Origin of the sequence: Microbacterium resistens (genome assembly GCF_021172025.1) — a bacterium.
Taxonomy (GTDB): Bacteria; Actinomycetota; Actinomycetes; order Actinomycetales; family Microbacteriaceae; genus Microbacterium; species Microbacterium resistens.
This window is the reverse complement of sequence record NZ_CP082781.1, coordinates 939,104-965,121: the sequence shown is the minus strand read 5'-3', so window position 1 is coordinate 965,121 and position 26,018 is coordinate 939,104. Positions and strand designations below refer to the sequence as shown.

Annotated in this window: 26 protein-coding genes and 4 tRNA genes; 23 read left to right on the top strand and 7 right to left on the bottom strand. The window is 70.5% G+C overall.

Features of this window, described 5'->3' with window-relative positions:
• Nucleotides 1-3 precede the first annotated feature (3 nt).
• The 5 genes from K8F61_RS04625 to K8F61_RS04605 all read left to right on the top strand — a co-directional run bounded on the left by K8F61_RS04625 (nt 4) and on the right by K8F61_RS04605 (nt 5,141).
• The gene (locus K8F61_RS04625) at nt 4-588 is read left to right on the top strand and encodes a type II toxin-antitoxin system PemK/MazF family toxin (RefSeq protein ID WP_231820836.1); all 585 of its coding nucleotides are present in this window, start codon (nt 4-6) and stop codon (nt 586-588) included.
• 61 nt (nt 589-649) lie between these two features.
• Nucleotides 650-2,800 (top strand): phosphate acetyltransferase, encoded by a 2,151-nt coding sequence (gene pta, locus K8F61_RS04620; protein WP_231820835.1) that lies wholly within the window; start codon nt 650-652, stop codon nt 2,798-2,800.
• Entirely contained in the window at nt 2,797-4,008 is a 1,212-nt protein-coding gene (locus K8F61_RS04615; protein ID WP_231820834.1) for an acetate/propionate family kinase, read from the top strand. The genes pta and K8F61_RS04615 overlap by 4 nt, the downstream gene beginning before the upstream one ends.
• 153 nt (nt 4,009-4,161) lie before the next feature.
• Nucleotides 4,162-4,329 (top strand): hypothetical protein, encoded by a 168-nt coding sequence (locus K8F61_RS04610; RefSeq protein ID WP_231820833.1) that lies wholly within the window; start codon nt 4,162-4,164, stop codon nt 4,327-4,329.
• A complete protein-coding gene (locus K8F61_RS04605; protein ID WP_231820832.1) occupies nt 4,326-5,141 on the top strand; it encodes an SDR family oxidoreductase in 816 nt (271 codons plus the stop codon). The genes K8F61_RS04610 and K8F61_RS04605 overlap by 4 nt, the downstream gene beginning before the upstream one ends.
• A gap of 6 nt (nt 5,142-5,147) precedes the next feature.
• On the opposite strand, the gene K8F61_RS04600 is transcribed toward K8F61_RS04605, so the two are convergent.
• Nucleotides 5,148-6,263, bottom strand: coding sequence for an FUSC family protein (locus K8F61_RS04600; protein WP_231820831.1), 1,116 nt, complete (start codon nt 6,261-6,263; stop codon nt 5,148-5,150).
• Nucleotides 6,264-6,415: 152 nt separating this feature from the next.
• On the opposite strand from K8F61_RS04600, the gene K8F61_RS04595 reads away from it, so the two are divergent.
• Nucleotides 6,416-6,718, top strand: a complete 303-nt coding sequence (locus tag K8F61_RS04595) for a hypothetical protein (RefSeq protein ID WP_231820830.1) — start codon at nt 6,416-6,418, stop codon at nt 6,716-6,718.
• 44 nt (nt 6,719-6,762) lie between these two features.
• On the opposite strand, the gene K8F61_RS04590 is transcribed toward K8F61_RS04595, so the two are convergent.
• Nucleotides 6,763-6,838, bottom strand: a tRNA-Val gene (locus tag K8F61_RS04590).
• A 235-nt stretch (nt 6,839-7,073) separates the two neighbouring features.
• Here K8F61_RS04590 and K8F61_RS04585 point away from each other — a divergent pair.
• The 5 genes from K8F61_RS04585 (at nt 7,074) to K8F61_RS04565 (ending at nt 8,916) form a co-directional block, all read left to right on the top strand.
• Nucleotides 7,074-7,146 (top strand) — tRNA-Gly (locus tag K8F61_RS04585).
• Between the two features lie 54 nt (nt 7,147-7,200).
• Nucleotides 7,201-7,271 (top strand) — tRNA-Cys (locus K8F61_RS04580).
• A gap of 25 nt (nt 7,272-7,296) precedes the next feature.
• Nucleotides 7,297-7,368, top strand: a tRNA-Val gene (locus K8F61_RS04575).
• 114 nt (nt 7,369-7,482) lie between these two features.
• Nucleotides 7,483-8,628, top strand: coding sequence for a calcium:cation antiporter (locus tag K8F61_RS04570; protein WP_231820829.1), 1,146 nt, complete (start codon nt 7,483-7,485; stop codon nt 8,626-8,628).
• Between the two features lie 123 nt (nt 8,629-8,751).
• Nucleotides 8,752-8,916: a hypothetical protein gene (locus K8F61_RS04565; protein WP_169797637.1), complete on the top strand. Its 165-nt coding sequence runs from the start codon at nt 8,752-8,754 to the stop codon at nt 8,914-8,916.
• A gap of 97 nt (nt 8,917-9,013) precedes the next feature.
• Here K8F61_RS04565 and K8F61_RS04560 read toward each other — a convergent pair whose 3' ends face one another.
• Entirely contained in the window at nt 9,014-9,187 is a 174-nt protein-coding gene (locus K8F61_RS04560) for a CsbD family protein (protein WP_067242998.1), read from the bottom strand.
• Between the two features lie 93 nt (nt 9,188-9,280).
• Entirely contained in the window at nt 9,281-10,546 is a 1,266-nt protein-coding gene (locus tag K8F61_RS04555) for a low temperature requirement protein A (RefSeq protein WP_231820828.1), read from the bottom strand.
• A gap of 38 nt (nt 10,547-10,584) precedes the next feature.
• Here K8F61_RS04555 and thrS point away from each other — a divergent pair, with 38 nt between their 5' ends.
• A complete protein-coding gene (thrS, locus tag K8F61_RS04550; RefSeq protein ID WP_231820827.1) occupies nt 10,585-12,594 on the top strand; it encodes a threonine--tRNA ligase in 2,010 nt (669 codons plus the stop codon).
• Nucleotides 12,591-13,166: an HIT family protein gene (locus tag K8F61_RS04545; protein ID WP_231820826.1), complete on the top strand. Its 576-nt coding sequence runs from the start codon at nt 12,591-12,593 to the stop codon at nt 13,164-13,166. The genes thrS and K8F61_RS04545 overlap by 4 nt, the downstream gene beginning before the upstream one ends.
• A gap of 25 nt (nt 13,167-13,191) precedes the next feature.
• Here K8F61_RS04545 and pdxY read toward each other — a convergent pair whose 3' ends face one another.
• Nucleotides 13,192-14,043 carry a pyridoxal kinase PdxY gene (gene pdxY / locus K8F61_RS04540; RefSeq protein WP_231820825.1) on the bottom strand — a complete coding sequence of 284 codons (852 nt, stop codon included), beginning with the start codon at nt 14,041-14,043 and terminating at the stop codon, nt 13,192-13,194.
• A 97-nt stretch (nt 14,044-14,140) separates the two neighbouring features.
• On the opposite strand from pdxY, the gene pdxS reads away from it, so the two are divergent.
• Both pdxS and pdxT read left to right on the top strand, forming a co-directional pair.
• Nucleotides 14,141-15,046 (top strand): pyridoxal 5'-phosphate synthase lyase subunit PdxS, encoded by a 906-nt coding sequence (gene pdxS / locus K8F61_RS04535; RefSeq protein ID WP_231820824.1) that lies wholly within the window; start codon nt 14,141-14,143, stop codon nt 15,044-15,046.
• Nucleotides 15,047-15,050: 4 nt separating this feature from the next.
• Complete coding sequence (pdxT, locus tag K8F61_RS04530) at nt 15,051-15,641, top strand: pyridoxal 5'-phosphate synthase glutaminase subunit PdxT (protein WP_231820823.1); 591 nt, start codon at nt 15,051-15,053, stop codon at nt 15,639-15,641.
• Nucleotides 15,642-15,660: 19 nt separating this feature from the next.
• Here pdxT and K8F61_RS04525 read toward each other — a convergent pair whose 3' ends face one another.
• Nucleotides 15,661-16,584, bottom strand: a complete 924-nt coding sequence (locus K8F61_RS04525) for a phosphotransferase (protein WP_231820822.1) — start codon at nt 16,582-16,584, stop codon at nt 15,661-15,663.
• 136 nt (nt 16,585-16,720) lie between these two features.
• Here K8F61_RS04525 and K8F61_RS04520 point away from each other — a divergent pair, with 136 nt between their 5' ends.
• From K8F61_RS04520 to K8F61_RS04485, 8 genes are all read left to right on the top strand, one after another.
• A complete protein-coding gene (locus tag K8F61_RS04520; protein WP_231821514.1) occupies nt 16,721-17,479 on the top strand; it encodes a YebC/PmpR family DNA-binding transcriptional regulator in 759 nt (252 codons plus the stop codon).
• Nucleotides 17,480-17,594: 115 nt separating this feature from the next.
• Entirely contained in the window at nt 17,595-18,167 is a 573-nt protein-coding gene (gene ruvC / locus K8F61_RS04515) for a crossover junction endodeoxyribonuclease RuvC (protein WP_067242983.1), read from the top strand.
• A gap of 9 nt (nt 18,168-18,176) precedes the next feature.
• Nucleotides 18,177-18,803, top strand: a complete 627-nt coding sequence (gene ruvA, locus K8F61_RS04510; protein ID WP_231820821.1) for a Holliday junction branch migration protein RuvA — start codon at nt 18,177-18,179, stop codon at nt 18,801-18,803.
• Entirely contained in the window at nt 18,796-19,824 is a 1,029-nt protein-coding gene (gene ruvB, locus K8F61_RS04505) for a Holliday junction branch migration DNA helicase RuvB (RefSeq protein WP_231820820.1), read from the top strand. The genes ruvA and ruvB overlap by 8 nt, the downstream gene beginning before the upstream one ends.
• A gap of 91 nt (nt 19,825-19,915) precedes the next feature.
• Nucleotides 19,916-20,329: a preprotein translocase subunit YajC gene (locus K8F61_RS04500; RefSeq protein ID WP_067243043.1), complete on the top strand. Its 414-nt coding sequence runs from the start codon at nt 19,916-19,918 to the stop codon at nt 20,327-20,329.
• A gap of 38 nt (nt 20,330-20,367) precedes the next feature.
• Nucleotides 20,368-22,098, top strand: coding sequence for a protein translocase subunit SecD (gene secD / locus K8F61_RS04495; protein ID WP_231820819.1), 1,731 nt, complete (start codon nt 20,368-20,370; stop codon nt 22,096-22,098).
• Nucleotides 22,098-23,093 carry a protein translocase subunit SecF gene (gene secF, locus K8F61_RS04490; protein WP_231820818.1) on the top strand — a complete coding sequence of 332 codons (996 nt, stop codon included), beginning with the start codon at nt 22,098-22,100 and terminating at the stop codon, nt 23,091-23,093. Before secD ends, secF begins: the two co-directional genes overlap by 1 nt.
• 65 nt (nt 23,094-23,158) lie before the next feature.
• Nucleotides 23,159-25,408, top strand: a complete 2,250-nt coding sequence (locus tag K8F61_RS04485; RefSeq protein ID WP_067242974.1) for a RelA/SpoT family protein — start codon at nt 23,159-23,161, stop codon at nt 25,406-25,408.
• On the opposite strand, the gene K8F61_RS04480 is transcribed toward K8F61_RS04485, so the two are convergent.
• Nucleotides 25,387-25,977 carry a hypothetical protein gene (locus K8F61_RS04480; RefSeq protein WP_231820817.1) on the bottom strand — a complete coding sequence of 197 codons (591 nt, stop codon included), beginning with the start codon at nt 25,975-25,977 and terminating at the stop codon, nt 25,387-25,389. The two genes, K8F61_RS04485 and K8F61_RS04480, sit on opposite strands and share 22 nt — an antisense overlap.
• Nucleotides 25,978-26,018 lie beyond the last annotated feature (41 nt).

Genomic DNA, 26,018 nt, shown 5'->3' with positions numbered 1-26,018 from the left:
GTCGTGAGCAGAACGGGCAACGGCAACGGCATCCTCTCCGCGCTGGTGGAAGCGGGGATGGCGGTGCTCCGGGCCCTGACCTCCCGCTCCGCCGAGGCTCGACGCGACAACGGCGTCGCGTCGAGCCCTGCGGTGCGTCCCGGCGGATCCATCGCTGCGTCGCCGGGGCGCGGCGGCGGCACCGAGACCGTGGAGCTCGATCCGCGCGCGGTGACCGGGCTCGCCCTCGAGTACCGTCCGGACCGCGACGGGGAGCCGGACGCGGGCGAGATCATCTGGACGTGGGTGCCGTTCGCGGAGCGGGACGGACGCGGCAAGGACCGCCCGGTGCTCGTGATCGCGAAGCACGGCACCGATCGCGTCTACGCGGTCAAGCTCACGAGCAAGTCGCACGACCGCGATCGGGACTACCTCTCGATCGGGACGGGCGCCTGGGATTCGCAGGGCCGGGAGTCCTGGGTGGACGTCGACCAGCTCTACAGCGTCCACCGGGACGGGATGCGGCGCGAGGCCGCGGCGCTGGACCGTCGCCGGTTCGATCGGGTCGCCGCGGTGCTGCAGCGGCGGTTCGGCTGGACGACCGCCTGAGGCGCGCTTGTCCCGGCGGATGCGCCTCGCCCCGACAGTGCCGGCGCCGTAGCCTGGGACGGTGACGCAGAGCATCCTCATCACGTCGGTCGAAGGCCATTCCGGGAAGTCCGTGATCGCGTTGGGCGTGATCGATGCGCTCCGACGCGCGACGCCCCGGGTCGGCGTCTTCCGCCCGATCACGCGCTCGGCGGACGGGGCCGACGACGTGCTCGAGATGCTGCTGGCCCGGGACGGCGTCGAGATCGGCGCGGAGGAGGCGATCGGGGTCACCTACGACGAGTTGCGACGGGACCCGGACGCCGCGCTCGGACGCATCGTCGAGCGGTACCGGGCCGTGCAGGCGCAGTGCGACGCCGTCGTGATCCTGGGCAGCGACTACACGGACGTCGCCAGTCCCGCCGAGCTGGGGATGAACGCGCGCATTGCGGCGAACCTCGGCGCGCCCGTGCTCCTGGTGCTGGGCGGTCGCGAGCACCAGGGGCACGGGGAGCAGCTGGGCGTCACCGCCGCCCGCACGCCGGAGCACATGGCGCAGATCGCCGCTCTGGCCCTGGCCGAGCTCGCCGAAGAGCGCGCCGAGCTCGCCGCGATCGTCGCGAACCGGGCCGACGGCGAGCGCCTCGACGACATCGTGGCGGCGATCCGCGGAGTCCTCTCCGGCGGTGCCGGGGAAGAAGGAACCGCGATCCCCGTCTGGGCGCTGCCGGAGGACCGGTCGCTCGTCGCGCCCTCCGTCCGCGGTGTGCTGCGCTCCCTCGGCGGCACGCTGCTGCGCGGGGACGAGGCGCTCCTGGACCGTGACGTGCAGGAGGTCGTGATCGCCGGGATGTCGATGGTGAACGTACTGCCGCGCCTGCTCGACAGCGCGGTCGTCGTGATCCCCGCCGACCGTGCCGACGTGCTTCTGGCGACCCTGCTCGCGCAGGCCTCCGGGACCTTCCCGTCCGTGTCGGCGATCGTGCTCAACGGGCCCTTCGCCGTGCCCGAGCCCGTCGACCGGCTCATGGACGGCCTGGGCCCGACGCTGCCGATCATCGCGACGGATCTCGGCACCTACGACACGACCGTCCGCGTGATGAACACGCCGGGCCGGCTGTCCGTCGACGCACCGCATCGGGCCGACCGCGCGCTGGCGCTGTTCGAGCGTCACGTCGACGTGCCCGCGCTGATCGACGTGCTCGGTGTCGCCCACTCCAGCGTCGTCACGCCGCTGATGTTCCAGTACGAGCTGTTCGAACGGGCGCGGGCCCAGCGGCGCACGATCGTGCTGCCCGAAGGGGACGACGACCGGGTCCTGCGGGCCGCCGGCGTGGTCCTCGGCCGCGGCATCGCCGATCTCGTGATCCTCGGCGAGGAGAGCGCGGTGCGCAGCCGCGCCCAGGAGCTCGGTGTGGACCTGCACGCGGCCCGGATCGTGTCGCCGACGGATCCGGCGCTCGTCGCCCGGTTCGCCGAGGAGTACGCCCGGCTGCGTGCGCACAAGGGCGTCACGGTGGGGCAGGCCGCGGACACCGTCACCGACGTGTCCTATTTCGGCACGATGATGGTCCACCTCGGGATGGCGGACGGAATGGTGTCCGGCGCGGCGCACACGACCGCCCACACGATCCGCCCGGCGTTCGAGATCATCAAGACGCGCCCCGGTGTCTCGGTGGTGTCGTCGGTCTTCTTCATGGCACTGGCCGACCGCGTCCTCGTGTACGGGGACTGCGCGGTGATCCCCGATCCCACCAGCACCCAGCTCGCGGACATCGCGATCTCGTCGGCGGCGACCGCGGGCCAGTTCGGCATCGATCCGCGGATCGCCATGCTCTCCTACTCGACGGGGGAGTCCGGGTCCGGGGCGGACGTGGAGAAGGTGCGCGAGGCGACGGCCCTGGTCCGCGAGCGCGCCCCCGAGCTCGCGGTGGAGGGACCGATCCAGTACGACGCGGCCGCGGACGCCGCCGTGGCACGGGCGAAGATGCCGGGGTCGGCGGTGGCGGGGCGGGCGACGGTGTTCGTGTTCCCCGATCTCAACACCGGCAACAACACCTACAAGGCGGTGCAGCGCTCCGCGGGCGCCGTGGCCGTCGGACCGGTGCTGCAGGGCCTGAACCGGCCGATCAACGATCTCTCCCGCGGGGCGCTCGTCGAGGACATCGTGAACACGATCGCGATCACGGCGATCCAGGCGCAGTCCGTCGCGGAGGCGGGGGCGCCGTCATGACCGTCGTGCTGATCGTGAACAGCGGCTCGTCGTCCTTCAAGTACCAGCTGCTGGATGTCGAGAGCGAGCATGCGCTGGCATCGGGTCTCGTGGAGCGGATCGGCCAGCCCCTCGGGGTGTCGTCGCACACGGTCTCCGCCGACGAGGCGCTCGGCGCCGGCGAGGAGACCTTCACCCGGGAACTCCCGATCCCGGACCACACGGCCGGGTTCCAGGTGATGCTGGACGCGTTCGCCGCGCATGGCCCCTCCCTGGAGGAGCACCCGCCTCGGGCCGTGGGCCACCGGGTGGTCCACGGCGGGGCGCGCTACTTCGCCCCCACGATCATCACCCCGGAGGTCGAGCGCGGCATCGACGAGCTGTCCGTCCTCGCGCCGCTGCACAATCCGGGCGCGCTGCAGGGGATCCGCGCGGCGGAGGAGGCCTTCCCGGACCTCGCGCACGTCGCGGTCTTCGACACCGCGTTCCACCAGACCCTGCCGCCGGCGGCGTACACCTATGCCATCGACAAGGAGCTCGCGCGGGAGCACCGCGTGCGCCGGTACGGCTTCCACGGGACCTCGCACAAGTACGTCTCCGAGACCGCCGCCCTCTTTCTCGGACGGGCGGTGCAGGACCTCCGCCAGATCGTCTTCCACCTGGGGAACGGCGCATCCGTGTCGGCGATCGACGGAGGCCGATCGGTGGAGACCTCGATGGGGATGACCCCCCTGGAAGGCCTGGTGATGGGAACCCGGTCGGGCGACATCGACCCCGCGTCCCTGCTCCAGCTCGCCCGCCGTGCGGGACTGTCGATCGACGAGCTCGACGACCTGTTGAACAAGCGCAGCGGGCTCCTGGGGCTCGCGGGGGTCTCGGACATGCGGGATCTGCAGGGGCGCGCGCGTGGGGGCGACCTGGACGCCGCGCTCGCGCTCGACGTGTACATCCACCGGCTCCGCGCCTACGCCGGCGCGTACCTCGCTCAGCTCGGCGGCGCCGACGTGATCGTGTTCACGGCGGGCGTCGGCGAGAACAATCCGCTCGTGCGGCGCGAGTCGATGGCGACGCTCGGCTTCGCCGGCGTGGTGATCGACGACGCCCGCAACGAGTCCACGGATCGTGGGATCCGGGTCATCTCCGCGGACGACTCCCGGGTGACGGTACTCGTCGTCCCCACGAACGAGGAGCTGGAGATCGGCCGCCAGACGCTGCAGGCCACGGCCTGACCCGTCGGGAGCCGGTCGCGCAGCGAACGACGCGGAGAGGGTCGTCCTGTCCCCGTGGAAGGCGGATGTCAACCCCCGGGCGGGCGGACGATGTGCCGCGCATCCTCGGAACCACGCCCGGAGCCGCCGGGCGGCGGACGAAGGAGGACGAGGATGAGCGATTCGCGACTGCCCGAGGACCCGCGACTGCCCGAGGACGAACGGGCGGACGTTCCCGACGACCTCGTGGCTCGACAGGTCGGCGAAGACCCGGTCGGAGACGAGGAGGAAACCGACGAGGACGAGGACTCCGACACGATCGACGTCGAGGACCTGCCGTGAGTCCCGCGCGGGGGAAGCACTTCGAGCCGCGACGTGCGATCGTCACGGGATCCGACTCGGGCATCGGCCGCGCCACCGCGGTGGCGCTGGCGGCGGCGGGAATGGACGTCGGCGTCACCTGGCGCTCGGATCGCGAGGGCGCCGAGCGCACGGCGGCGGAGGTGCGCGGTCATGGCGCCCGCGCCGTAGTCGCGCACCTCGACGTGAGCGACCTCTCCCGATGCGGAGAGGTGGTGGACGGGATGATCGACGAGCTCGGCGGGATCGACGTCTTCGTGAACAACGCCGGCGCGGGGACCCGGACGCCGGTTCTGGAGCTCACCCTCGACGAGTGGAACCGCGTCGTCGACACGGACCTCACGGGCGCGTTCGTGTGCCTGCAGCGCGCCGCCCGCGCGATGGTCTCCGCCGGGCGCGGAGGCCGGCTCATCGCGGTGACGAGCGTGCACGCCCATCAGCCGATGGTCGGATCGAGCGCGTACGACGCGGCCAAGCACGGTCTGGACGGCCTGATGAAGAACCTCGCGCTGGAACTGGGGGAGCACGGCATCACGTCCGTCAGCGTCGCGCCCGGGGAGATCGCGACCCCGATGACGGACCAGGCGGACGGGGATCCCTGGACCGAGGAGCGTCCGGGGATACCGCTCGGGCGACCGGGCGACGCACGGGAGGTCGCCGCCCTCATCGCCTTCCTGGCGTCCTCGCAGGGCGGGTACGTGAGCGGCACCTCCGTCGTCGTGGACGGCGGGATGCTGCAGATGGGACCGCAGGCGGGCGCCAGCATCGCCGACGACCGATGGCGACGGATCTGAGCGCGGTCACGGTTCCTCCTCGTCGGCGTCCCGAGCCGCCGTGAGCTGCAGGATGCGCTCGAGGTGCATCGCCGACAGCACGCCCGGGCCGGACACCTCGGCCGCCGCGATGCTCTCCGTGGCCACGATGCGGCGCAGGCGCAGGACGGCGTCTTCAGCGGCGCGGCGTGCGTCCGTGTCCGCGGAAGGGCTACCGGGGTCCGCCTCGCGCACGACCTCCGCGACGGCGCGGCAGGCGCCGGACAACGGCGGGACGAGGGACGGATTGAGCGGCAGGGCGGCTCCACGGCCCAGAACGGTGTCCCCGAGGCAGCCGGCGATGTCCCGGATCTGGTGCGCGACCTCGTCGAGCAGGGCGAGACGCTCGTGGACGGCGCGGCTGTCGTGGTGACGGAGCCAGGCGCGGGGGTTGGCTCGTCGGCTGTCGTCGGCCTCGGCGAGCGCGTCGTGCAACGAGCGTCCGGTCTCGGCGAGGGCCCGGGAGTCCCGCGCCCATCCGGCCTGCTCCGGCGGCCAGGATCCCGCCACCGCGTCGGCGATGTCGTCGAGGTGCTGGGCGAGATCCCGTTGGAAGTGCTGCACGCGTCCCTCGGCTTGCGCGACGAGCGGCGCAGGCGGGATGACGAGGTTGATCACGAGGCCCACCGCGATGCCGAGTGCGGTCTGCGTGACATTGCCGAGGGAGTAGCCGTCGGGGTCTCCCCGGCCGAGAAGCAGCACGAACAGGGCGGCGATCGGCAGGTACTCGCTCCCCGAGCCGAACCACCCGGTGCCCGAGAGAAGGACGCCGAGACCGACGGCGAGTCCGATCGTCCAGACGCTGGGGCCGATGGTGAGGACCATCACGACAGAGAGCCCGATGCCGACCGCGAGTCCGAGGAGCGTCTGCACACCGGATCGCAGCGACCCCATCAACGTGGGGTACATGCTGATGAGCGCACCCAGAGGGGCGTAATACGGATAGTCGTCGGCTGACCCCGGGACCAGGGGAGCGATGGACCAGGCGATGGCGACGGCCACCGCCGCCTTCGCCGCGAGGAGCAGACGTGCGGGACGGATCGCCCGGTGGAGTCCTCCGCTCGCGGCCGTGACGGCGTGGTGCAGGGCTCGGAATGGGCGCATCGTGTCGTTCTCCTGCGCGGATGGGGAAGGCCCGCGCGTCCGGGACGATACGGCCGTGCGGGCACCGGAGGACGGGGGTTGACAGACACCGGCCGATCTCCTCGCTGTCAAGGGGGCGGACCCCGCCCGCTGTGACGCCTAGCGTCGAGCGCATGGAGGCCGAACGTGAGAACCCGGACGCTGCGGACTCGACGCGGGCGGAGACGGCGCGATCGCGACCGCTCACCGAGGACGAGGCGCTCCGGAAGGACATGAGCTACAGCCCGGGGAGTGAGACGGAGACCGCCCAGAAGCAGCGGGATCCGCTTCCCGGCACCGTCGATCCGGACATCCCGGAGGAGGACGTCCGCGCCGTCCCGGGTACGGGCGGGCCGGACGACACCGGTGACGTCGACGTCGATCCCGACGAACTCGACCTGCCCGGCGCGCCGGTCGACGGGCGTGAGCCGGACTGAGGACGACGAAGCCCGCTCGGCATGTGCCGAGCGGGCTTTCTGCGTGGTGGGCGATACCAGACTCGAACTGATGACCTCTTCCGTGTGAAGGAAGCGCGCTACCAACTGCGCCAATCGCCCGTGTGGAGTTGTGGTGCCGTGCGGCACAGGTATTGAGCATACCCGATCCCGGGCGGTGCGCCGACCAGGCCCGCGTCCCGGGCGTGCCGCCGCGCGCTCGGGGAGGGGAGGACGGCGGCGGTGAGCGCCGACAGTGCAGGAGGCTGCGGGACACGCCCGACGACCCGGGCCGGTTTGGCGAAGCGCCGATCCTCGGCTAATGTATTTGAAGTGCCCGGGACGCCGGGAACGAAATGCGGATGTAGCGCAGTTGGTAGCGCATCACCTTGCCAAGGTGAGGGTCGCGAGTTCGAGTCTCGTCATCCGCTCGAGTGCAGGAGCCCCTTCGGGGGTTTCGGCATGTGGGTTCGAATCCACCTCGCGGTGGCGTGGCCGAGAGGCTAGGCACCGGCCTGCAAAGCCGTTTACACGGGTTCGAATCCCGTCGCCACCTCTCCGCACAACTGAATAGCCCATGGGCGCGATTGGCGCAGCGGTAGCGCGCTTCCCTGACACGGAAGAGGTCACTGGTTCGATCCCAGTATCGCGCACAGAAGAAAACCCCCGGTCTCCCGGGGGTTTTCGTGCACTGTGAAAGACACCGACGGGACGACCCGGCGGAGTGGTCCGAAGCGGGGACGGCCTCGCAGATCGGCTGATCACCCGTGTCCACCACGTCTGCGTCCTCTCTCCGCACCGTCCTCACGCCGACCGCGATCCTCAGACTCGCGGTCGGCTGGGGAGGCTATCTCGTCGTCACGCTGCTGGCCCCGGTGCTCGCCGAGGGGCTGCCCACACTTGTGCTCTGGACAGTCCTCGCCGCGATCGTCGGCATCATCGTCGTCTGTGCGTTCGGCGTGGTCACGGAGGCCGAGCATCTCGCGCACCGTCTCGGCGATCCCTACGGGACGCTGGTCCTCACGCTGTCGATCGTGCTGATCGAGGTCATCCTGATCTCAGCCGTCATGCTCGGCCCTGGCGAGCACACCACGATCGCCCGCGACTCCGTGATGGCCGTGTCGATGATCATCCTGAACCTCGTCTTCGGCGCGGCGCTCGTCGTGGGCGGCCTTCGTCGCGGCGACCTCCGACTCAATCGCACCGGCGCCTCCGCCTATCTCGCCGTGCTCATCGTGCTGTTGGCGGCCGCCTTCGCCGTCCCCGGACTCATCGGCGAAGGGGGAGCGTACGCACCCGCTCAGGCCGTGCCCGTCCTCGTGATGACGGTCCTGCTCTACGCCTTCTTCCTCGCGCGCCAGACCGGCGCGCAGAGCGGGGACTTCCAGGAGGTGGGGTCAGCGGCGGTCGCAGCCGTCCCCGGTCGGCCGCAGACGCTCGCCGCCGTCGTCTCCGCGCACCGGGGGGAGCTCGTGGCGCGCGCCCTCGTCCTGATCATCACCGTGATCCCGATCGTCCTGCTGTCCCACGACATGGCGGCTCTGCTCGACGACGGCCTGGACAGAGCGGGCGCGCCGGTGGCTCTGTCGGGGATCCTCATCGCGATGATCGTCTTCCTCCCGGAGACGATCACCACGATCCGTGCGGCGGTCACGGGCGAGATGCAGCGCGTCAGCAACCTCTGCCACGGTGCCCTCGTCTCGACGGTCGGGCTCACGATCCCGGCCGTGCTGGCGATCGGTCTCCTCACCGGCCAGCAGGTCGTTCTGGCGGAGACGCCGGTCAATCTCGCCCTGCTCGGCGTCACGCTGCTGCTGTCCGTCGCCACGGTGGCGGGACGCCGCCTCACCGCCCTCCACGGCGCCGCGCATCTGCTCGTGTTCGCGCTGTACGGCATCACGGTCTTCTCCTGATCCGCGGGCGGACGAGCGCTAGCGGGGGAGCGGCCCGGTCGTCAAGCCCCTCCATGAGCGGATCGGGGCCTTCTAGCGTGGGGACCGGTGACGCAGACGCGTTCGCCGAGAGGAGCCGACGACATGAACATCCTTCTCATCGTCATCGCGATCATCGCCGTGATCCTGGCTTTCACCGGCGGGTTCGTGCAGTCGCTGAACTTCCTGCTGTGGGTGGGGCTGGTGCTGCTCGCCCTGACGGTCATCGCCTGGCTGATCCGCGCGATGTCCGGACGGAACAGCACCTGAGAACCACGGGCGCGAGGTCGTCGACCCCGCACCCGCGCACAGACCCCGAGGGGCGGGGAGGCGGACCTGAGCCCGCCTCCCCGCCCCTCGGTCCGTCTTACTCGTCGACGACGTCCTTGAGGTCGTCTCCGGCCTTCTTCAGGTTCGCCTTCGCCTGGTCGGCCTGGCCCTCGCGCTCGAGGTCCTCGTTGTCGGTGACCTTCCCGACGCCTTCCTTCACCTTCCCGCCGACCTTCTCAGCGGTGTGCTTCATCTTGTCGCCGGCACTCATGGGAGCCTCCTCATCCGTCCTTCGGTGGTCGCAGCCCACGATGCCGGGGCGGACCGTCGGCGTCGAAGGGATTGACTCGATCCGGGGGAGGCGTTATGAGGCCCGCGGCGCCTCGACGATCCGGGCGACGGCCTCCGCCTGGTGGCGGTGCCCCACGGTCTCGTAGCCGACGATAACGACGACGGGCGCGAGGACCGTGAGCAGGATGCCGGTGCCGAAGCTCGCCCCGCCGGCCACCGCGGCGACGGCGACGGCGAGTGCGGCCAGCGCCCCGACGAAGAGCCACAGGTGAAGCGTGTCCACCTGCCGCAGCAGCACCGAGTAGAGGACGAACAGCGCGGTCGTGAAGACGGCGACGGGGATGACGAGGGTGAGGATCGCTGCGGCGTGGTCGATGTGGGCCTTGTCCTCGATCACGAAGGCCGCCACGTGGAGGCCGGCGCCCGCGGCCGCGATGGCGCCGAACAGCACGATGTGGCCGTAGCCCCACGCGAAGCCGCGCTCGCGATGCCGGGCGAGGACCTCACCGGAGGGCATGGTGAAGTAGACCCACCACAGGGCGAAGGCGAGCGCCGTCCCGCCGAACGCCACCAGAGCCGCCTCCACGGTCCAGCCCTGGTCCTCGACGACGGCCGAGATGGCAAGGATGGTGCCGAGCACGACCTCGCCGAGCGCGATGATGACGAGCAGGCTGTACCGCTCCGCGATGTGGTGCGGGTGCCACGGGGTGGCGCCTTTGAGGCGTTCGGCGATCACCGGGATCGCCATCTCGAACACCGCCACCACGAGGGTGAGCGCGATGGTCACGCCCATGGGCGGGTTGATGAAGATGAGGACGATCCAGTACACCTGCGCCACCGCGATCAGAGCGGAGTACGTCAGCGCCGTGCGGCGGAGCCCCGGATTGTGCGCGGCAGCCCGCAGCCACAGCGCGAGGGTGGACAGGCGCATGACGACGTAGCCGGCGACCACGATCGCGTTGTCCACGTGCACCCCCTCGTCGATGGAGTGGAACAGCGCGGGCATGCCGAGCGCCATGATGAGCACGCCCATCATCTGGACCATCGTGGCGAGCCGGAAGAAGACGTCGTCGTTGTCGAACGCCGACGAGAGCCACGTGTAGTTGATCCACGCCCAGCAGATGGCGAACATGGCGAAGGCGAAGGCACCGACGGCCGCGCCGAAGTGCCCGACCTCCAGGAGGTGCGCCATCTGGGTGCCGGCCTGGCTGAAGGCGACGACCAGGGTGAGGTCGTAGAGGAGCTCCAGGGGGCTCGCGGCGCGGTGCGCCTCTTCCGGATCACGGCCGATCATCCGGCGCAGGCGGTGCTCGCGTCCCGTCGGGGTGGTGCTGCTCATGCGAGTAGCCTAGAGGCGACCCTGGATGGAGAGTGTCTGTGCCTGAGAACGCCCAGCCGAGCACCCGCGACGGCTTCGCCCTGTTCCCCGATCGTTCCGTCGTCGCCCTGCGCGTCAACGGCGAGCTCAAGGACCTCGCCACGACGGTCGCGGACACGGACGCGGTCGAACCCGTCACGATCGACAGCCCGGACGGACTGAACATCCTGCGCCATTCCACCGCGCACGTCCTGGCGCAGGCCGTCCAGCGGATCAAGCCCCAGGCGAACCTCGGGATCGGTCCGCCGATCACCGACGGGTTCTACTACGACTTCGGCGTGGACACGCCTTTCACCCCTGAGGACGTCAAGGCGATCTCCAAGGAGATGCAGCGGATCGTCCGGGAGGGGCAGCGGTTCGTCCGCCGTGTCGTGTCCGACGAGGAGGCGCATGCCGAGCTCGCCGACGAGCCGTTCAAGCTGGAGCTCATCGGGCTGAAGAGCCCGTCCGCCGCGGAAGGCGCCTCGGTCGAGGTCGGCGAGGGGGAGCTCACGATCTACGACAACGTCACGAAGGACGGCGAGGTCGTCTGGAAGGACCTGTGCCGCGGCCCGCACCTGCCGAACACCCGCATGATCGGCAACGGCTGGGATCTGACGCGGATCGCGGCGGCGTACTGGCGGGGCAGCGAGAAGAACCCGCAGCTGCAGCGCATCTACGGCACCGCGTGGCCGAGCAAGGACGAGCTGCGCGCGTATCAGCACCGCCTCGAGGAGGCGGCCAAGCGCGACCACCGGCGCCTGGGCCGTGAGCTCGACCTGTTCTCCTTCCCCGACGAGATCGGATCCGGCCTGTCCGTGTGGCATCCGCGCGGAGGCATCGTCCGCGGCGAGATGGAGCAGCACGCCCGTCGTCGGCACATCGCCGAAGGGTACAGCTACGTCTACACCCCGCACATCACGAAGAAGGACCTCTTCGTCACCTCCAACCACCTCGTCACGTACGCGGACGGCATCTGGCCGCCGATCCGCATGGACGAGGAGCGCGACGACGAGGGCAACGTCACCAAGCAGGGCGTCGACTATTACCTGAAGCCGATGAACTGCCCCATGCACATCCTCATCTACAAGGAGCGCGCGCGGAGCTACCGCGACCTCCCGCTCCGGCTGGCGGAGAACGGGACCGTCTATCGCAACGAGCTCTCGGGAGCCCTGCACGGGCTCACGCGCGTCCGCGGCTTCACGCAGGACGACGCGCACCTGTTCGTCACTCCCGACCAGCTCGAGGCGGAGACGACGAAGGTCCTCGAGTTCGTCCTGTCGCTGCTGAAGGACTTCGGGCTGAGCGACTTCCGCCTGGAGCTGTCGATGCGCGACGACGAGAAGTCGAAGTGGATCGGCGAGGAGGACGTCTGGGAGACGGCGACCGACGCACTGCGTCGGGTCGCCCTCGCCACCGGCCTCGAACTCATCGAGGAGCCGGGCGAGGCCGCGTTCTACGGCCCGAAGATCGACCTCAAGGTCACGGACGCCATCGGCCGCTCGTGGCAGCTGTCGACCGTGCAGCTCGACTTCAACCTTCCGGAGCGGTTCGAACTGGAGTTCACGGACCGGGACGGCGAGAAGAAGCGTCCGATCATGATCCACCGCGCGCTGTTCGGCTCGATCGAGCGGTTCTTCGCGATCCTGCTGGAGCACTACGCCGGTGACTTCCCGCTCTGGCTCGCCCCCGTCCAGGTCGTCGGCGTGCCGGTGGCCGACGAGTACGCGGACTACCTGGACGACGCGGTGGCGGCTCTCCGCGCTGCGGGCGTCCGCGCCGAGGTCGACCACTCCGACGACCGCATGCAGAAGAAGATCCGCACGCACACCACGGGCAAGGTCCCGCTCATCCTCATCGCCGGAGAACAGGACCGTGCGGCCGGCACGGTGTCGTTCCGCTTCCGCGACGGCTCGCAGGAGAACGGCGTCCCGCTGTCGGACGCCGTGGAGCTCGTCCGCGGGGCGATCGAGGCCCACGCGCTGGTCTCCTCCGCCGCTGATCTGCGGCCGGAGGGGGCTTCGGCGTGACCGACCGGGCGACCGACCAGGGGCCGTACGGTCCGGCCGCGGCGCCCGCGGAGGACGCCGCGCACCTCGCGGGGGTCCCGGACGAGTTCCAGCGACTGTGGACCCCGCACCGCATGGCGTACATCCAGGCCGGGCCCGAGCCGCTGCGCGAGGAGTGCCCGTTCTGCGAGGCGCCGAAGCACGAGGACGCCGAGCGTCTGATCGTGGCCCGCGGCGAGACCGCGTACGTGCTGCTGAACCTGTTCCCGTACAACTCCGGCCACGTCCTGGTCTGTCCGTACCGGCACATCGCGACGTACGACCAGGCGACCGAGGAGGAGGTCGCGGAGATCGGCGACCTGACCCAGACGGCGATGCGCGTGCTCCGCGAGGTCTCCCGCTGCGACGGGTTCAACATCGGCATGAACCAGGGCGCGGTCGCCGGCGCAGGCGTCGACGCCCACCTGCACCAGCACGTCGTGCCGCGGTGGACGTCGGACGCGAACTTCTTCCCGATCATCGCCAAGACGAAGGCGTTGCCGCAGCTGCTCGGCGAGGTCCGGCACACGCTGGCCGCCGCCTGGCCCCGCTGACCCGCGCGCGTCGCCGGGGCGGGGGTCAGCGGACCTTGACGACCTCGAACTGCTCGCGGGGGTTCGCGTAGAAGTCCTGCGCCTCGATGAGCTGCAGCTCGCGGGCGCCGGCGTCCAGGGTCGTCCTCAGGAGGTCGAAGACGCTCGACACCGTCTTGCGGAGCGCCTCGGCCGCGGAGGCGCTGCGCACATAGTGCGCGGTGAACAGCGCGGCGGTGACGTCGCCGGAGCCGTTCGCCTTCATCGGCAGGTGCGGGGTGCGCACGAGCCAGGCGCCGTCGTCGTCCGCCGCGAGCATCTCGATCGTCCCCTCGGGGCGGTCGGGGCGCTCCACGCTCGTGACGAGCACGGTGCGCGGCCCCATGGCCCTCGCCGCGTCCACGGAGGCCAGCGTGGACTCCAGCGTGTCCGGCTGCGTGCCGGTGAGGTATCCGAGCTCGAACTGATTCGGCGTGATGATGTCCGCGACCGGGACGACCCGGTCGCGCAGCAGATCCGGGATCGCCGGGGCGACGAAGCAGCCGGACTTGGCGTTGCCCATCACCGGGTCGCACGCGTACACCGCCGACGGGTTGGCGGCCTTCACCCTGGCGACCGCGTCGATGATCACGTCCCCGATGCCCTCGCCGCCCTGATAGCCGGAGAGTACGGCGTCCACGCCCGCGAACGCGCCGCGTTCCTCGATCCCGAGGATGACTTCGTGCACGTCCTCGGGGGAGATCAGGGGGCCGCGCCACGCTCCGTACCCGGTGTGGTTGGAGAAGTTCACCGTGTAGACCGGCAGCACCTCCACGCCGATGCGCTGGAGAGGGAAGACCGCGGCGGAGTTGCCGACGTGGCCGTACGCGACCGCGGACTGGATCGAGAGGATGCTCATCCTCCGATCCTCGCATCTCGTGAGCGTCGTCGCCGCACATTCCGTGATCTGTCTGTCGCGTGGCATGGTGCGCTGCAGTCAAGCTATGCTTTGGCCTATGACAAATGAGAGCGCAGATCAGACGACGACCGGGACCTCTCGTGTGAAGCGGGGGCTCGCGGAGATGCTCAAGGGTGGGGTGATCATGGACGTGGTCACCGCGGACCAGGCGAAGATCGCGGAGGACGCGGGCGCCGTCGCCGTCATGGCCCTGGAGCGGGTCCCCGCGGACATCCGCGCGCAGGGCGGCGTGGCACGGATGAGCGACCCGGACCTCATCGACGGCATCATCGACGCGGTCTCGATTCCGGTCATGGCGAAGGCGCGGATCGGCCACTTCGTCGAGGCCCAGGTGCTCCAGGAGCTGGGCGTCGACTACATCGACGAGTCGGAGGTGCTCTCGCCGGCGGACTACGTCAACCACATCGACAAGTGGCGCTTCGAAGTGCCGTTCGTCTGCGGTGCCACGAATCTGGGCGAGGCGCTGCGGCGGATCACGGAGGGGGCGGCGATGATCCGCTCCAAGGGCGAGGCCGGCACGGGCGACGTCTCCGAGGCGATGAAGCACATCCGCACGATCCGCAGCGAGATCGCCCGTCTCGGATCGCTCGCCGAGGACGAGCTCTTCGTCGCTGCCAAAGAGCTCCAGGCGCCCTATGAGCTCGTCGCCGAGGTCGCGGCCGCCGGGCGGCTGCCCGTCGTGATGTTCGTCGCCGGGGGAGTGGCGACGCCCGCCGACGCCGCGATGATGATGCAGCTCGGAGCGGACGGCGTCTTCGTCGGGTCCGGGATCTTCAAATCGGGAGATCCTGCAGCGCGCGCCGCCGCCATCGTCACGGCCACCGCCGCGTACGACGACGCCGCAGCGATCGCCGCCGCGTCCCGGGGCCTCGGCGAGGCGATGGTCGGCATCAACGTGTCCGACCTGCCGGCGCCGCACCGGCTGGCCGAGCGCGGCTGGTGACGCGGTGACCGCACCGGTCGTCGGAGTCCTCGCGCTCCAGGGCGACGTCCGCGAGCACGCGGCGGTGCTGCGCGCGCTCGGCGCGGAGGTCGTCCTCGTGCGGCGTCCCGCCGATCTCGCCCTGGTGCAGGGGCTGGTGCTCCCTGGCGGCGAATCCAGCGTCATCGACAAGCTGTCGCGCACGTTCGGCCTGGACGGCCCGATCCGCGCCGCCGTCCGGGCGGGGATGCCGATGTACGGGACGTGCGCCGGGCTCATCCTGCTCGCCGACAGGATCACCGGAGGGAGCGACGGTCAACGCACCTTCGGGGGCCTCGACGTCACGGTGGCCCGCAACGCGTTCGGCGCGCAGGTCGAGTCCTTCGAGACGCTGCTGGAGGTCGACGGCGCGCCGGCACCGGTGCCGGCGACCTTCATCCGCGCCCCGCTCGTCACGGATGTCGGGTCCCGCGCGCACGTCCTCGCCGCGCTCCCCGGCGGCCGGGTCGTCGCGGTCGCGCAGGGAGCCCTCCTGGGCACGAGCTTCCATCCCGAGATGAATGGCGAGACCTGGTTCCACCGGCGCTTCCTCGATCAGGTCCGCGCGGCCGCCTGACGAGCGTTCCGGACCGGGGTCAGAGCAGGTCGCCGATCCAGCGCAGGGCGGGCACCGCCTGCGCCCGCTGGAACGCGCGCAGCCCGGGCAGGTCGGGGATCTCCGCCTGCGCCTGTTCGAACCACAGGAACGAGGCGAAGGCGGAGATCATCGGCAGGAGCTCCGACGGGGCCGGTGCGCCGTGCTGCCGGAAGATCTCCCACGCCTCTTCGCACCGCGGCCCGCCGCCCGCCTCCACCGAAGGCAGAAGGAGGGGGAGGTCGAGCCACGGCGCGCCGGCCAGGGCATGCGGCCAGTCGAGGAGGCGAGCGCGTGTGCCCTGGAGAAGGATGTTGTCGGCGCGCGGATCGCCGTGCACGAGGCGTGTCCCGGTCACGGCCTCCGGGAACCGCTGCTCCATGCGGACGAGGTCCGGGAGGCGTCGCCGCACCGCGTCCGGAAGACCCTGTCGCACCTCTGCGTCCGCCGAGATCCGGTCCCAGCGGAGGAAGCGGGGAGCCATCGACGCGGCGGCCTCGGGAAGCCCCGCCGGCGCGGGCGACTCGGCCACGGTGCGCAGGGCCTCGGCGACGGCGTGGAGCTGGGCCGGCGTCCAGGGGGACCCCGGATGAACGCCGTCGGTCGCCTCCGTCACGAGGGCGATCCCCACGTCGTCGTCGATCCCGGCTCGCAAGCCCGGAGCGGTCGACACCTCCGTCCGGGTGAGGACGGCGATCTCCTGCCGGAGGAAGTCCCGGGAGTCGGCGTGGCCGCCATGGCCGGTCGCCTTGACGAAGCCGACGCCCCCGGTCGTGCGGACGACGCCGGCGTAGGTGGCGCTGAATCCGCCGTGTGCGGGTGCGTCCGAGACATAGGCCCCGCCGAGGGCCGCGAGGATCCGCGCACGCAGCCCCTCCGGGAGAGCACTCCACTCCGGTCGCAGACGTTCGGCACCCATGCGCATCCCGCGATCCTATGACGGACCGGACGAGTGCTCGGTTTCCGTCATGACCCCGGGATCCCCGCACGGCGCGCCCGGACGTTTTAGAATGGACGACGCCCTGCGGGCGGACCCGCAGGCCGAAGACGAGCGGAGATCTATGTCCGGGCATTCCAAGTGGGCCACGACCAAGCACAAGAAAGCGGTCATCGACGCGCGCCGTGCGAAGTCGTGGGCGAAGCTCATCAAGAACATCGAGGTGGCGGCCAAGCTCGGCGGCCCCGACCTCCAGGGCAACCCGACCCTCTTCGACGCCGTTCTGAAGGCGAAGAAGACCTCGGTCCCGAAGGACAACATCGACCGTGCCATCAAGCGCGGCGCGGGCATCGGCGGCGAGGCCGTCGAGTACACCTCGATCATGTACGAGGGCTACGGCCCGAACGGCGTCGCGCTGATGATCGAGTGTCTGACCGACAACAAGAACCGCGCGGCCGCAGAGGTGCGCACGGCGCTCACCCGCAACGGCGGCACGCTCGCCGACCCCGGCAGCGTCGCCTACAACTTCACCCGCAAGGGCGTCATCGTCGTGGGCTCCGAGGGGACCACCGAGGACGATGTGATGATGGCAGTGCTGGAGGCCGGCGCCGAGGAGGTCGAGCCGCACGCCGAGGGGTTCGAGGTCATCACCGAGGCGACGGATCTGGTCGCCGTCCGCACCGCGCTCCAGGAGGCGGGCATCGAATACGAGTCCGCCGACGTCGAGTTCGTGCCGAACCTCAAGGTCGAGGTCGACGCCGAGACGGCCCGGAAGGTGTTCCGCCTCATCGACGCGCTCGAGGACAGCGACGACGTGCAGAACGTCTTCAGCAACTTCGACCTCACGCCCGAGGTGCAGGCCGAGCTCGAGAACGACGACTGACGCGGAGGCGACGCGGCGGACCTCGGATCCGTCGGGACCGCGCGGCGTGCGATCCGGACGACCGCTACGGGCGCGCCGTCGCCCCCACGGGCGGCAGCGCGCCTAGCCTGGGACGGTGAGCAGACGCGTCCTCGGCATCGACCCCGGTCTCACCCGTTGCGGTGTGGGCATCGTCGACGTCGATGCGCGGCGCCGCGGCACGCTGGTGCACGTCGGCGTCATCCGAACCCCGGTGGACGCCCCGATCGGCGAACGTCTGGCCGCCGTCGCCGCCGGCATCCGCGAGGTCGTGGCCGTGCATCGTCCGGATGCGGTGGCCGTGGAGCGGGTGTTCGCCCAGCAGAACCGGCAGACGGTGATGGGAACGGCGCAGGCGAGCGGCGTGGCGCTGCTCGTGGCGGCCGAGGCGGGCCTCCCGGCGGCCACGCACACACCCAGCGAGGTGAAGGCGGCGGTGACGGGATACGGGTCCGCGGACAAGAAGCAGGTGCAGGCGATGATCGCCCGCATCCTCCGCCTCGACGCGCCGCCTCAGCCGGCCGACGCGGCGGACGCTCTCGCGATCGCCCTCTGCCACGCGTGGCGGCGGGGGGCGGCGACCGGATCCGACGTCGCCGCGACGCCCGCCCAGAAGGCCTGGGCCGAGGCGGAGCGTGTCGCTCGAACATACGTACGAGCCCGGGCCTAGACTGGGACGATGATCTCCTCCTTGCGTGGCACCGTCCTGGCCACCGCCTCCGATTCGGTCGTCGTCGAGGTCGGCGGCGTCGGGTTCTCGGTCGCGGTCCCCGGCGACGTCGCCCACACGGCGCGGGTGGGCGAGCAGATCCTGCTGCACACCTCGCTCATCGTTCGGGAGGACTCCCTGTCGCTGTTCGGCTTCGCGGAGGCGACCGAGCTAGAGGTGTTCGGGCACCTCCTCAGCGTCACCGGCGTGGGGCCGAAGTCCGCGCTCGGCGTGCTCTCGCACCTCTCCGTCGACCAGATCGCCGCGGCCGTGGCGGACGACGACGACGCGCCGTTCCGTCGCGTGTCCGGAATCGGGCCGAAAACCGCGAAGCTGATCGTCGTCCAGCTGGCGGGCAAGCTCGCGCCACCGGCTCCCGCGCCGGCCGCCTCGTCCGCGCCCACGGAGATCGTGCAGCAGCTGGTGGCGGCGCTCGTGGGGCTGGGGTGGTCGGAGAAGGTCGCCGCGGAGGCGGCCGCGCAGAGCACCGACGGCGCCAGCGCCACCGAGCTCGGTTCCGTCTCGCTGTTGCTCCGGCGGACGCTGGCGACGCTCGGGCCGGCCCAGCAGCCCGGACCGGGGAGCGGCCGTGGCTGATCCGCGCGACGTGGGCGAGGCCGTCGACGAGATCGAGCTGGCGATGGAGGGGGCGCTGCGGCCCACCAGCCTCGAGGAGTTCGTCGGCCAGCAGAAGGTGCGCGGGCAGATGAAGCTGCTGCTGGAGGCCGCCCGGATCCAGAGCCGGCCGGCGGATCACATCCTGCTCTCGGGGCCTCCCGGACTGGGCAAGACCACGCTCGCGATGATCGTCGCGCACGAGAGCGGGCGTTCGCTCCGGCTCTCGAGCGGCCCGGCGATCCAGCACGCGGGGGATCTCGCCGCGCTGCTGTCCAGCCTGACCCCGGGCGAGGTGCTCTTCATCGACGAGATCCATCGCATGGCGCGCTCCGCGGAGGAGATGCTGTACCTCGCGATGGAGGACTTCCGGATCGACATCATGGTGGGCAAGGGCGCCGGCGCGACGAGCATCCCCCTGGAGCTCGCGCCGTTCACGCTCGTGGGCGCGACGACCCGTTCGGGCCTCCTGCCCAACCCGCTGCGCGACCGGTTCGGCTTCACCGCCCACCTGGAGTACTACGAGGCCGATGAGCTGGAACAGGTCGTCGAGCGGTCGGCGGTGGTGATGGGCGTGCAGGTGCCGTCGGCGGCGCGTGCGGAGATCGCCCGCCGCTCCCGGGGCACCCCGCGCATCGCGAACCGACTGCTGCGGCGCGTGCGCGACTACGCCCTGGTGCACGGCGGGGGAGACGCCGCCACGATCGAGGACGTCCGTGCCGCGCTCGAGCTGTACGACGTCGACCCGTTGGGGCTCGACCGTCTCGACCGGGCGGTGCTGGACGCCCTGGTGCGCCGCTTCCGCGGCGGGCCGGTGGGGCTCAGCACGTTGTCCGTCTCCGTCGGCGAGGAGGCGGACACCGTCGAGAGCGTGGTCGAGCCGTACCTGGTGCGGATCGGCTTCATGGGGCGCACGCCGCGAGGCCGGATCGCGATGCCCGCGGCGTATGCGCACCTGGGCGTGGCGCATCCCGAGGGGGCCGCGTTGTTCGATGACCTATAATCGCTGAAGACTTCACCCCTCGTTCCCCGATGCCCGCCAAGGGCGGCGCGCACGCGCTGAAAGGCCACGCACTCGCATGGACAACGCCTTCATGACCTTCCTCTCCCAGTACGGCCTCTTCTTCGTACTGGCCCTCCTCCTCGTCTTCATGATCTTCTCGACGCGCAAGCGGAACCAGAAGATGAAGGCGGAACAGGAGGAGAAGCAGCGCGAGAGCGTCCCCGGTGCCCGCGTGCTCCTTCAGGGCGGGCTCTACGGGACCATCGTCGAGTTCGACGCGGAGAACCTGGACCGGCCCGCGCGCATCGAGGTCGCCCCGGGCGTCGTCATCGACGTCCACTCCCAGGCGATCCTGCGCGTCGTCACGGACGAGCCGGCGCCGCAGACGCCCGTGACGCCGCTCGACGAGCGCGAGCCGTCCGGCGACGCTCCGGCCGAACCGAGCGTCGAGACGCCGGAGGAGACGCGCGCCCGCCTGGAGCGCGACTCCGACGACGACAAGTGACTCGCGCGCACGCCCCGCACAGAAAGCCCTGAGACTCCGTGGCATCTTCCTCTCCCGTCAAGCACGCCTGGCGGGTCCTGCTCGGCCTCCTGATCGCCACCGCCGTGCTGTTCGGCATCAACGCCATCGGCGTGTACGGCTTCGGAAAGAGCTCGTGGACTCCCGAGCTCGCGCTCGACCTCCAGGGCGGGACGCAGATCATCCTCGGCGCCCAGACCGAGGACGGCGCCGACCCCAGTCAGGAGCAGCTGGACCAGGCCGCCGCGATCATCCGCCAGCGCGTGGACGCCGCGGGCGTCGGCGAGTCGGACATCACCACCGAGGGCGGGCGCAACATCGTCGTCCAGATCCCCGGCACGGCGGACGAGGAGACACGCAACCGCATTCAGTCCGCGGCGAAGCTCGAGCTGCGCCCGGTGCTCGCCGCCACCAGCCCGGCGACGTCGTTCGTGGGCGAGGACGGCAACGAGACCGCCTACCCGACGCCGAGCGAGACCATGCCGTCGACGCCCTCCCCGGAGCCGACGGACGGCAGCGACCTCGCGTGGATCACCGAGAAGCTCCAGGCGGAGTTCCTGTCCACGCCCTGCTCCGCCACGGACCAGGACCCTGCGGGCGCACCGGGGGACCAGCCGCTGATCTCGTGCGACCCGGCGGGTCAGGTCAAGTACCTGCTCGGACCGGTGGCACTCGACGGCTCGTCCATCGACGATGCGACCAACGGCCGCGAGCAGGACTCGGGCCGCTGGGTCGTCAACCTGACGTTCGACGACAAGGGCACAAAGGCCTTCGCGGACGTGAGCCAGCGTCTGTTCGGCTACAAGGGTCAGGGACTCACGCCCCGTGACCAGTTCGCGTTCGTGCTCGACGGCAAGGTGATCTCCGCCCCGCAGATGAACGGGATCATCCTCAACGGAAAGCCGTCGATCAGCGGGTCGTTCACGCAGGAGACGTCGAAGACGCTCGCGGATCAGCTGCGCTACGGCGCCCTGCCGCTGAGCTTCGAGGTGCAGAGCTCGGGGACGGTCTCGGCGACGCTCGGATCCCAGCAGCTGCAGATCGGCCTGATCGCGGGCCTGATCGGCCTGGGTCTGGTCGCGGTGTACTCGCTGCTGAGCTACCGCGCTCTCGGCTTCGTCATCATCGCCTCGATCGCCGTGATGGCGGTGCTGACGTACATCATCGTCTGCATCCTGGCCTGGCGTCTCGGATTCCGCCTCTCGCTGGCCGGCGTCGCCGGTCTGATCGTCTCCATCGGATTCGTCGCCGACTCGTTCATCGTGTACTTCGAGCGAATAAGGGACGAGCTGCGCGACGGCAAGTCGATCACGAGCGCGGTGGAGGACGGCTGGGGTCGTGCCAAGCGGACGATCTATATCTCCAAGTCGATCAACATCCTCGCGGCCGTGGTCCTGTACATCCTCGCGGACGCCACGGTGAAGGGCTTCGCCTTCGCCCTCGGCCTGACGACGGTCATCGACGTGTTCATCTTCGTGATCTTCACGCACCCGGTGATGCAGCTGCTGGCCCGAACGCGGTTCTTCGGCGACGGCCACCCGCTCTCCGGAATGGACCCCGAGGCCCTCGGCGCCGTGTACCGCACACGCACCCAGTACCGCGCGGTCGCCGCCGGTTCGATGGGCAAGGCGGCGCGGGCAGGGCGCTCGCGCGGCGAGGCGGAGCGTCGCCAGACGATCGCGGAGCGCAAGCGCGCGGAGACCCTCGTGAACGACAGACCCGCCGCGGGCGGCCCGGAGGAGAACGCCTGATGCGGTCCATGAATCAGTTCGGAAACGACCTCTACAGCGGCAAGACCTCGTTCCCGTTCGTCGGCAAGCGCCGGCTGTGGTTCGTCCTCGCCATCCTCCTGGTGGTCGGATCGGCCCTCGTGCCGCTGTTCCGGCCGATCCAGTTCTCGATCGAGTTCACGGGCGGCTCGCAGTTCACGGTCGAGGCCCCGGCCACCACGGACCAGTCCCTGGCCGGCGAGGCCGTGCGGACGGTCGTGCCCGGTGCGACCACGAAGGTCACCACGGTCGGCGGCAAGGACATCCGCGTCCAGACCGACCAGATGACCGACGCGGAGACCCACCAGGTCGCCGAGGCGCTGGCCTCGGCCTACGGGGTCGAGCCGGACGCCGTCAACTCGTCGTTCATCGGACCCAGCTGGGGGGAGAGCGTCACACGGCAGTCGCTGTGGGGCCTGGCCATCTTCCTGGCCCTGACCTTCCTGATCCTGGCGATCTACTTCCGGACGTGGAAGATGTCCGCCGCGGCGATCATCGGTCTGCTGGACGTGCTCGTCATCACGGTCGGCGTCTACGCCGCCTTCGGCTTCGAGATCTCGCCGGCGGCCGTCATCGGCTTCCTCACGATCCTCGCCTACTCCCTGTACGACACCACGGTCGTGTTCGACAAGATCCGCGAGAACACGTCCGAGGAGGGGATCAGATCCGGTCGGACCTTCGGGGAGTCGGTGAACCTCGCCGTGAACCAGACGCTCATCCGCTCCATCAACACGTCGATCGTGGCGGCCCTCCCGGTCGGGGCGATCCTGTTCATCGGCGCCGTGTGGCTCGGTGCGGAGACGCTCACCGACATCTCGCTGTCGATCTTCGTCGGCATCCTCGTCGCGACGTACTCGACCCTGTTCGTGGCAGCGCCGCTGTACTCGCTGTTCCGTGAGAAGGAGGGGTCGATCGCGGAGCACGACCGGCGGGTGGCCGAGGCGCGGGAACGCGCGGTCGCGACGGCGCAGGCCTGATCCGTGCCGGCGGTCCCCGCGGTGTCGCGCGCGCGTAGGATGTTCACTCTCGGGGAGGTGGGCGCATGAGCGAGGCGAGCACCGCGCAGGGATCGAGCCTGCGCCGGCTGGTTCCGCGCATCTTCTCGCGCGCCCCGCGGATCAACGACCTCGACAACCTGATCCGCACGGTCCGGCAGAACCATCCCCGCGGAGATCTGGCGATCATCGAGCGCGCCTACGCGGTGGCGGCGGAGAAGCACGCGGGACAGAAGCGCCAGAGCGGCGAGCCCTACATCACGCACCCGATGGCGGTCGCGCAGATCCTGGCCGAGCTCGGCCTCGGGCCGCGCGCGATCGCAGCGGCGCTGCTGCATGACACGGTGGAGGACACCGGCTACGCCCTCACGGAGCTGACGGCGACGTTCGGCGACGAGGTCGCGATGCTGGTCGACGGCGTCACCAAGCTCGACAAGGTAAAGTACGGCGACAGTGCGCAGGCGGAGACCGTCCGCAAGATGATCGTCGCGATGTCCAAGGACATCCGGGTCCTGCTCATCAAGCTGGCCGACCGGCTGCACAACGCCCGCACGTGGGGCTTCGTGCCTCCCGAGAAGGCGGCGCGCAAGGCGACCGAGACGCTGGAGATCTACGCCCCGCTCGCGCACCGCCTCGGTATCCAGGCGATCAAGTCCGAGCTCGAGGACCTCTCCTTCGCGGTCCTGCATCCGAAGATCTACGCGGAGATCGACAGTCTCATCAAGCAGCGCACGCCGCAGCGTGAGAAGTACATCGGCGAGGTCGTCGAGGCGGTCGAGAGCGACCTGCGCGACCTCCGCGTGCGCGGCAAGGTCGCGGGCCGCCCGAAGCAGCTCTACTCCGTCTACCAGAAGATGGTCGTGCGCGGGCGCGAGTTCGACGACATCTATGACCTCATCGGGATCCGGGTCCTGGTCGGCACCGTGCGCGACTGCTACGCCGTCCTCGGCGCCATCCACGCCCGCTGGACGCCGCTGCCCGGCCGGTTCAAGGACTACATCGCGACGCCGAAGTTCAATCTCTACCAGTCGCTGCACACGACGGTCATCGGTCCGGGCGGACGCACCGTCGAGATCCAGATCCGCACGCACGAGATGCACCAGCAGGCGGAGTTCGGCGTCGCGGCGCACTGGATGTACAAGGAGCGGATGAACGGCGGACGCACCGAACTGCGCGCCTCGGACACCGACATGGCGTGGCTGGCGCACATCTCGGACTGGCAGGCCGAGACGGCCGATCCCAGCGAGTTCCTGGACTCCCTCCGCTTCGAGATCGGGGCGAAGGAGGTCTACGTCTTCACCCCGAAGGGCCGCGTGATCGGCCTGCCCTCCGGCGCCACACCCGTCGACTTCGCGTATGCCGTGCACACCGAGATCGGCCACCGGACCATGGGCGCGAAGGTGAACGGGCGGCTGGTGCCGCTGGAGTCGGTGCTCAAGAGCGGCGACGTGGTGGAGGTGTTCACCTCGAAGAACCCCGACGCCGGCCCGAGCCAGGACTGGCTCACGTTCGTCCGCAGCACGCGCGCGCGCAACAAGATCCGCGGCTGGTTCACGAAGGAGCGGCGCGAAGAGGCGATCGAGCAGGGCAAGGAGGCGATCGCCCGGGCGATGCGTCGCCAGAACATGCCGCTCCAGCGCCTCATGAGCCAGGAGTCGTTCGCCGAGGTCGCGCAGCAGCTGCGCTACGAGGACGTCTCGGCCCTGTATGCCGCGGTCGGGGAGGGGCACGTCTCCACCCAGTCCGTTCTGGAGAAGGTGACGGCCCTCGTCGGCGGCGACGAGGACACGAACACCGGTGCGATCGACATCCCGGCGCCTGGGCGCGCTCGGATCCCCCGCGAGGCGGACTCCGGCGTCCTCGTGCGCGGTGCGGCCGACATCCTGGTCAAGCTGGCCAAGTGCTGCACCCCGGTTCCCGGGGACGAGATCGTGGGTTTCGTCACCCGGGGCAGCGGGGTGTCGGTGCACCGGGCGGACTGCGTCAACGTCAAGGCGCTGTCCGCCGACAAGGATCGGCTCGTGGACGTGGAATGGGCCCCGACCACTCGCAGCGTGTTCCTCGTCCAGATCCAGGTCGAGGCGCTGGATCGTTCCGGGCTGCTCTCCGACGTGACCCGTGTGCTGAGCGAGCATCACGTGAACATCCTCTCGGCGACGGTGCAGACCACGTCCGACCGCTTGGCTCTGAGCCGATTCGTGTTCGAGATGGGCGATACCGTGCACCTCGACCGCGTGCTGAACGCGGTCCGGAGGATCGACGCGGTCTACGACGTCTACCGGGTCACGTCGTCCTGAGGTACTCGCGCCGCTGAGGTCTCCCGGAGGGCGTCGTCGAGGACCGCTCGCGCCTGGCGGTGACCGGGGGTCCTGCGGTAGGCGTCGAGGCGGTCGGCGGTCTCGTCCAGGATGTCGGGCCGCACCGACATGAGCGCGCGTGCCCAGACCGCGTTTCCGGGGTGCCTCGTGATTCCGCGGACGAGGTCCAGAAGGGTCCGTACGGGCGTGGCGACGAGGGCTCCGCCGATCAGGACCGTGTCGCCCGGATCCAGGCGCAGGTCGTGCAGGAGCAGCCGTGGCGACGGGGGCATCCGCACCCGCCGGTCGCCGACCGGCTGCACCTCGTGTCGGTGCGGCGGCCGATCCCCGGCTCCGTGGACCCATGCCGCGCTGGCGCCGGTGAAGGCGAGTCGCTCTCGTCCCTGCCGGTGGGCGACGAGGACCGCCGCCCGCAGCGCCGGGGAGTCGACGAGGTCCGCCGGCACGAACATGTCGTCGATGTCGATGACATCGCCGTCCAGCCGGGCGGCACAGAGCTCGGCCTCGGAGAGGCGGTCGCCCGGACGATAGAGGAAGGCGGGATGCACCCGCTCAGTGTGCCGCACACGCACAGGGCGGGTGGTCCGAA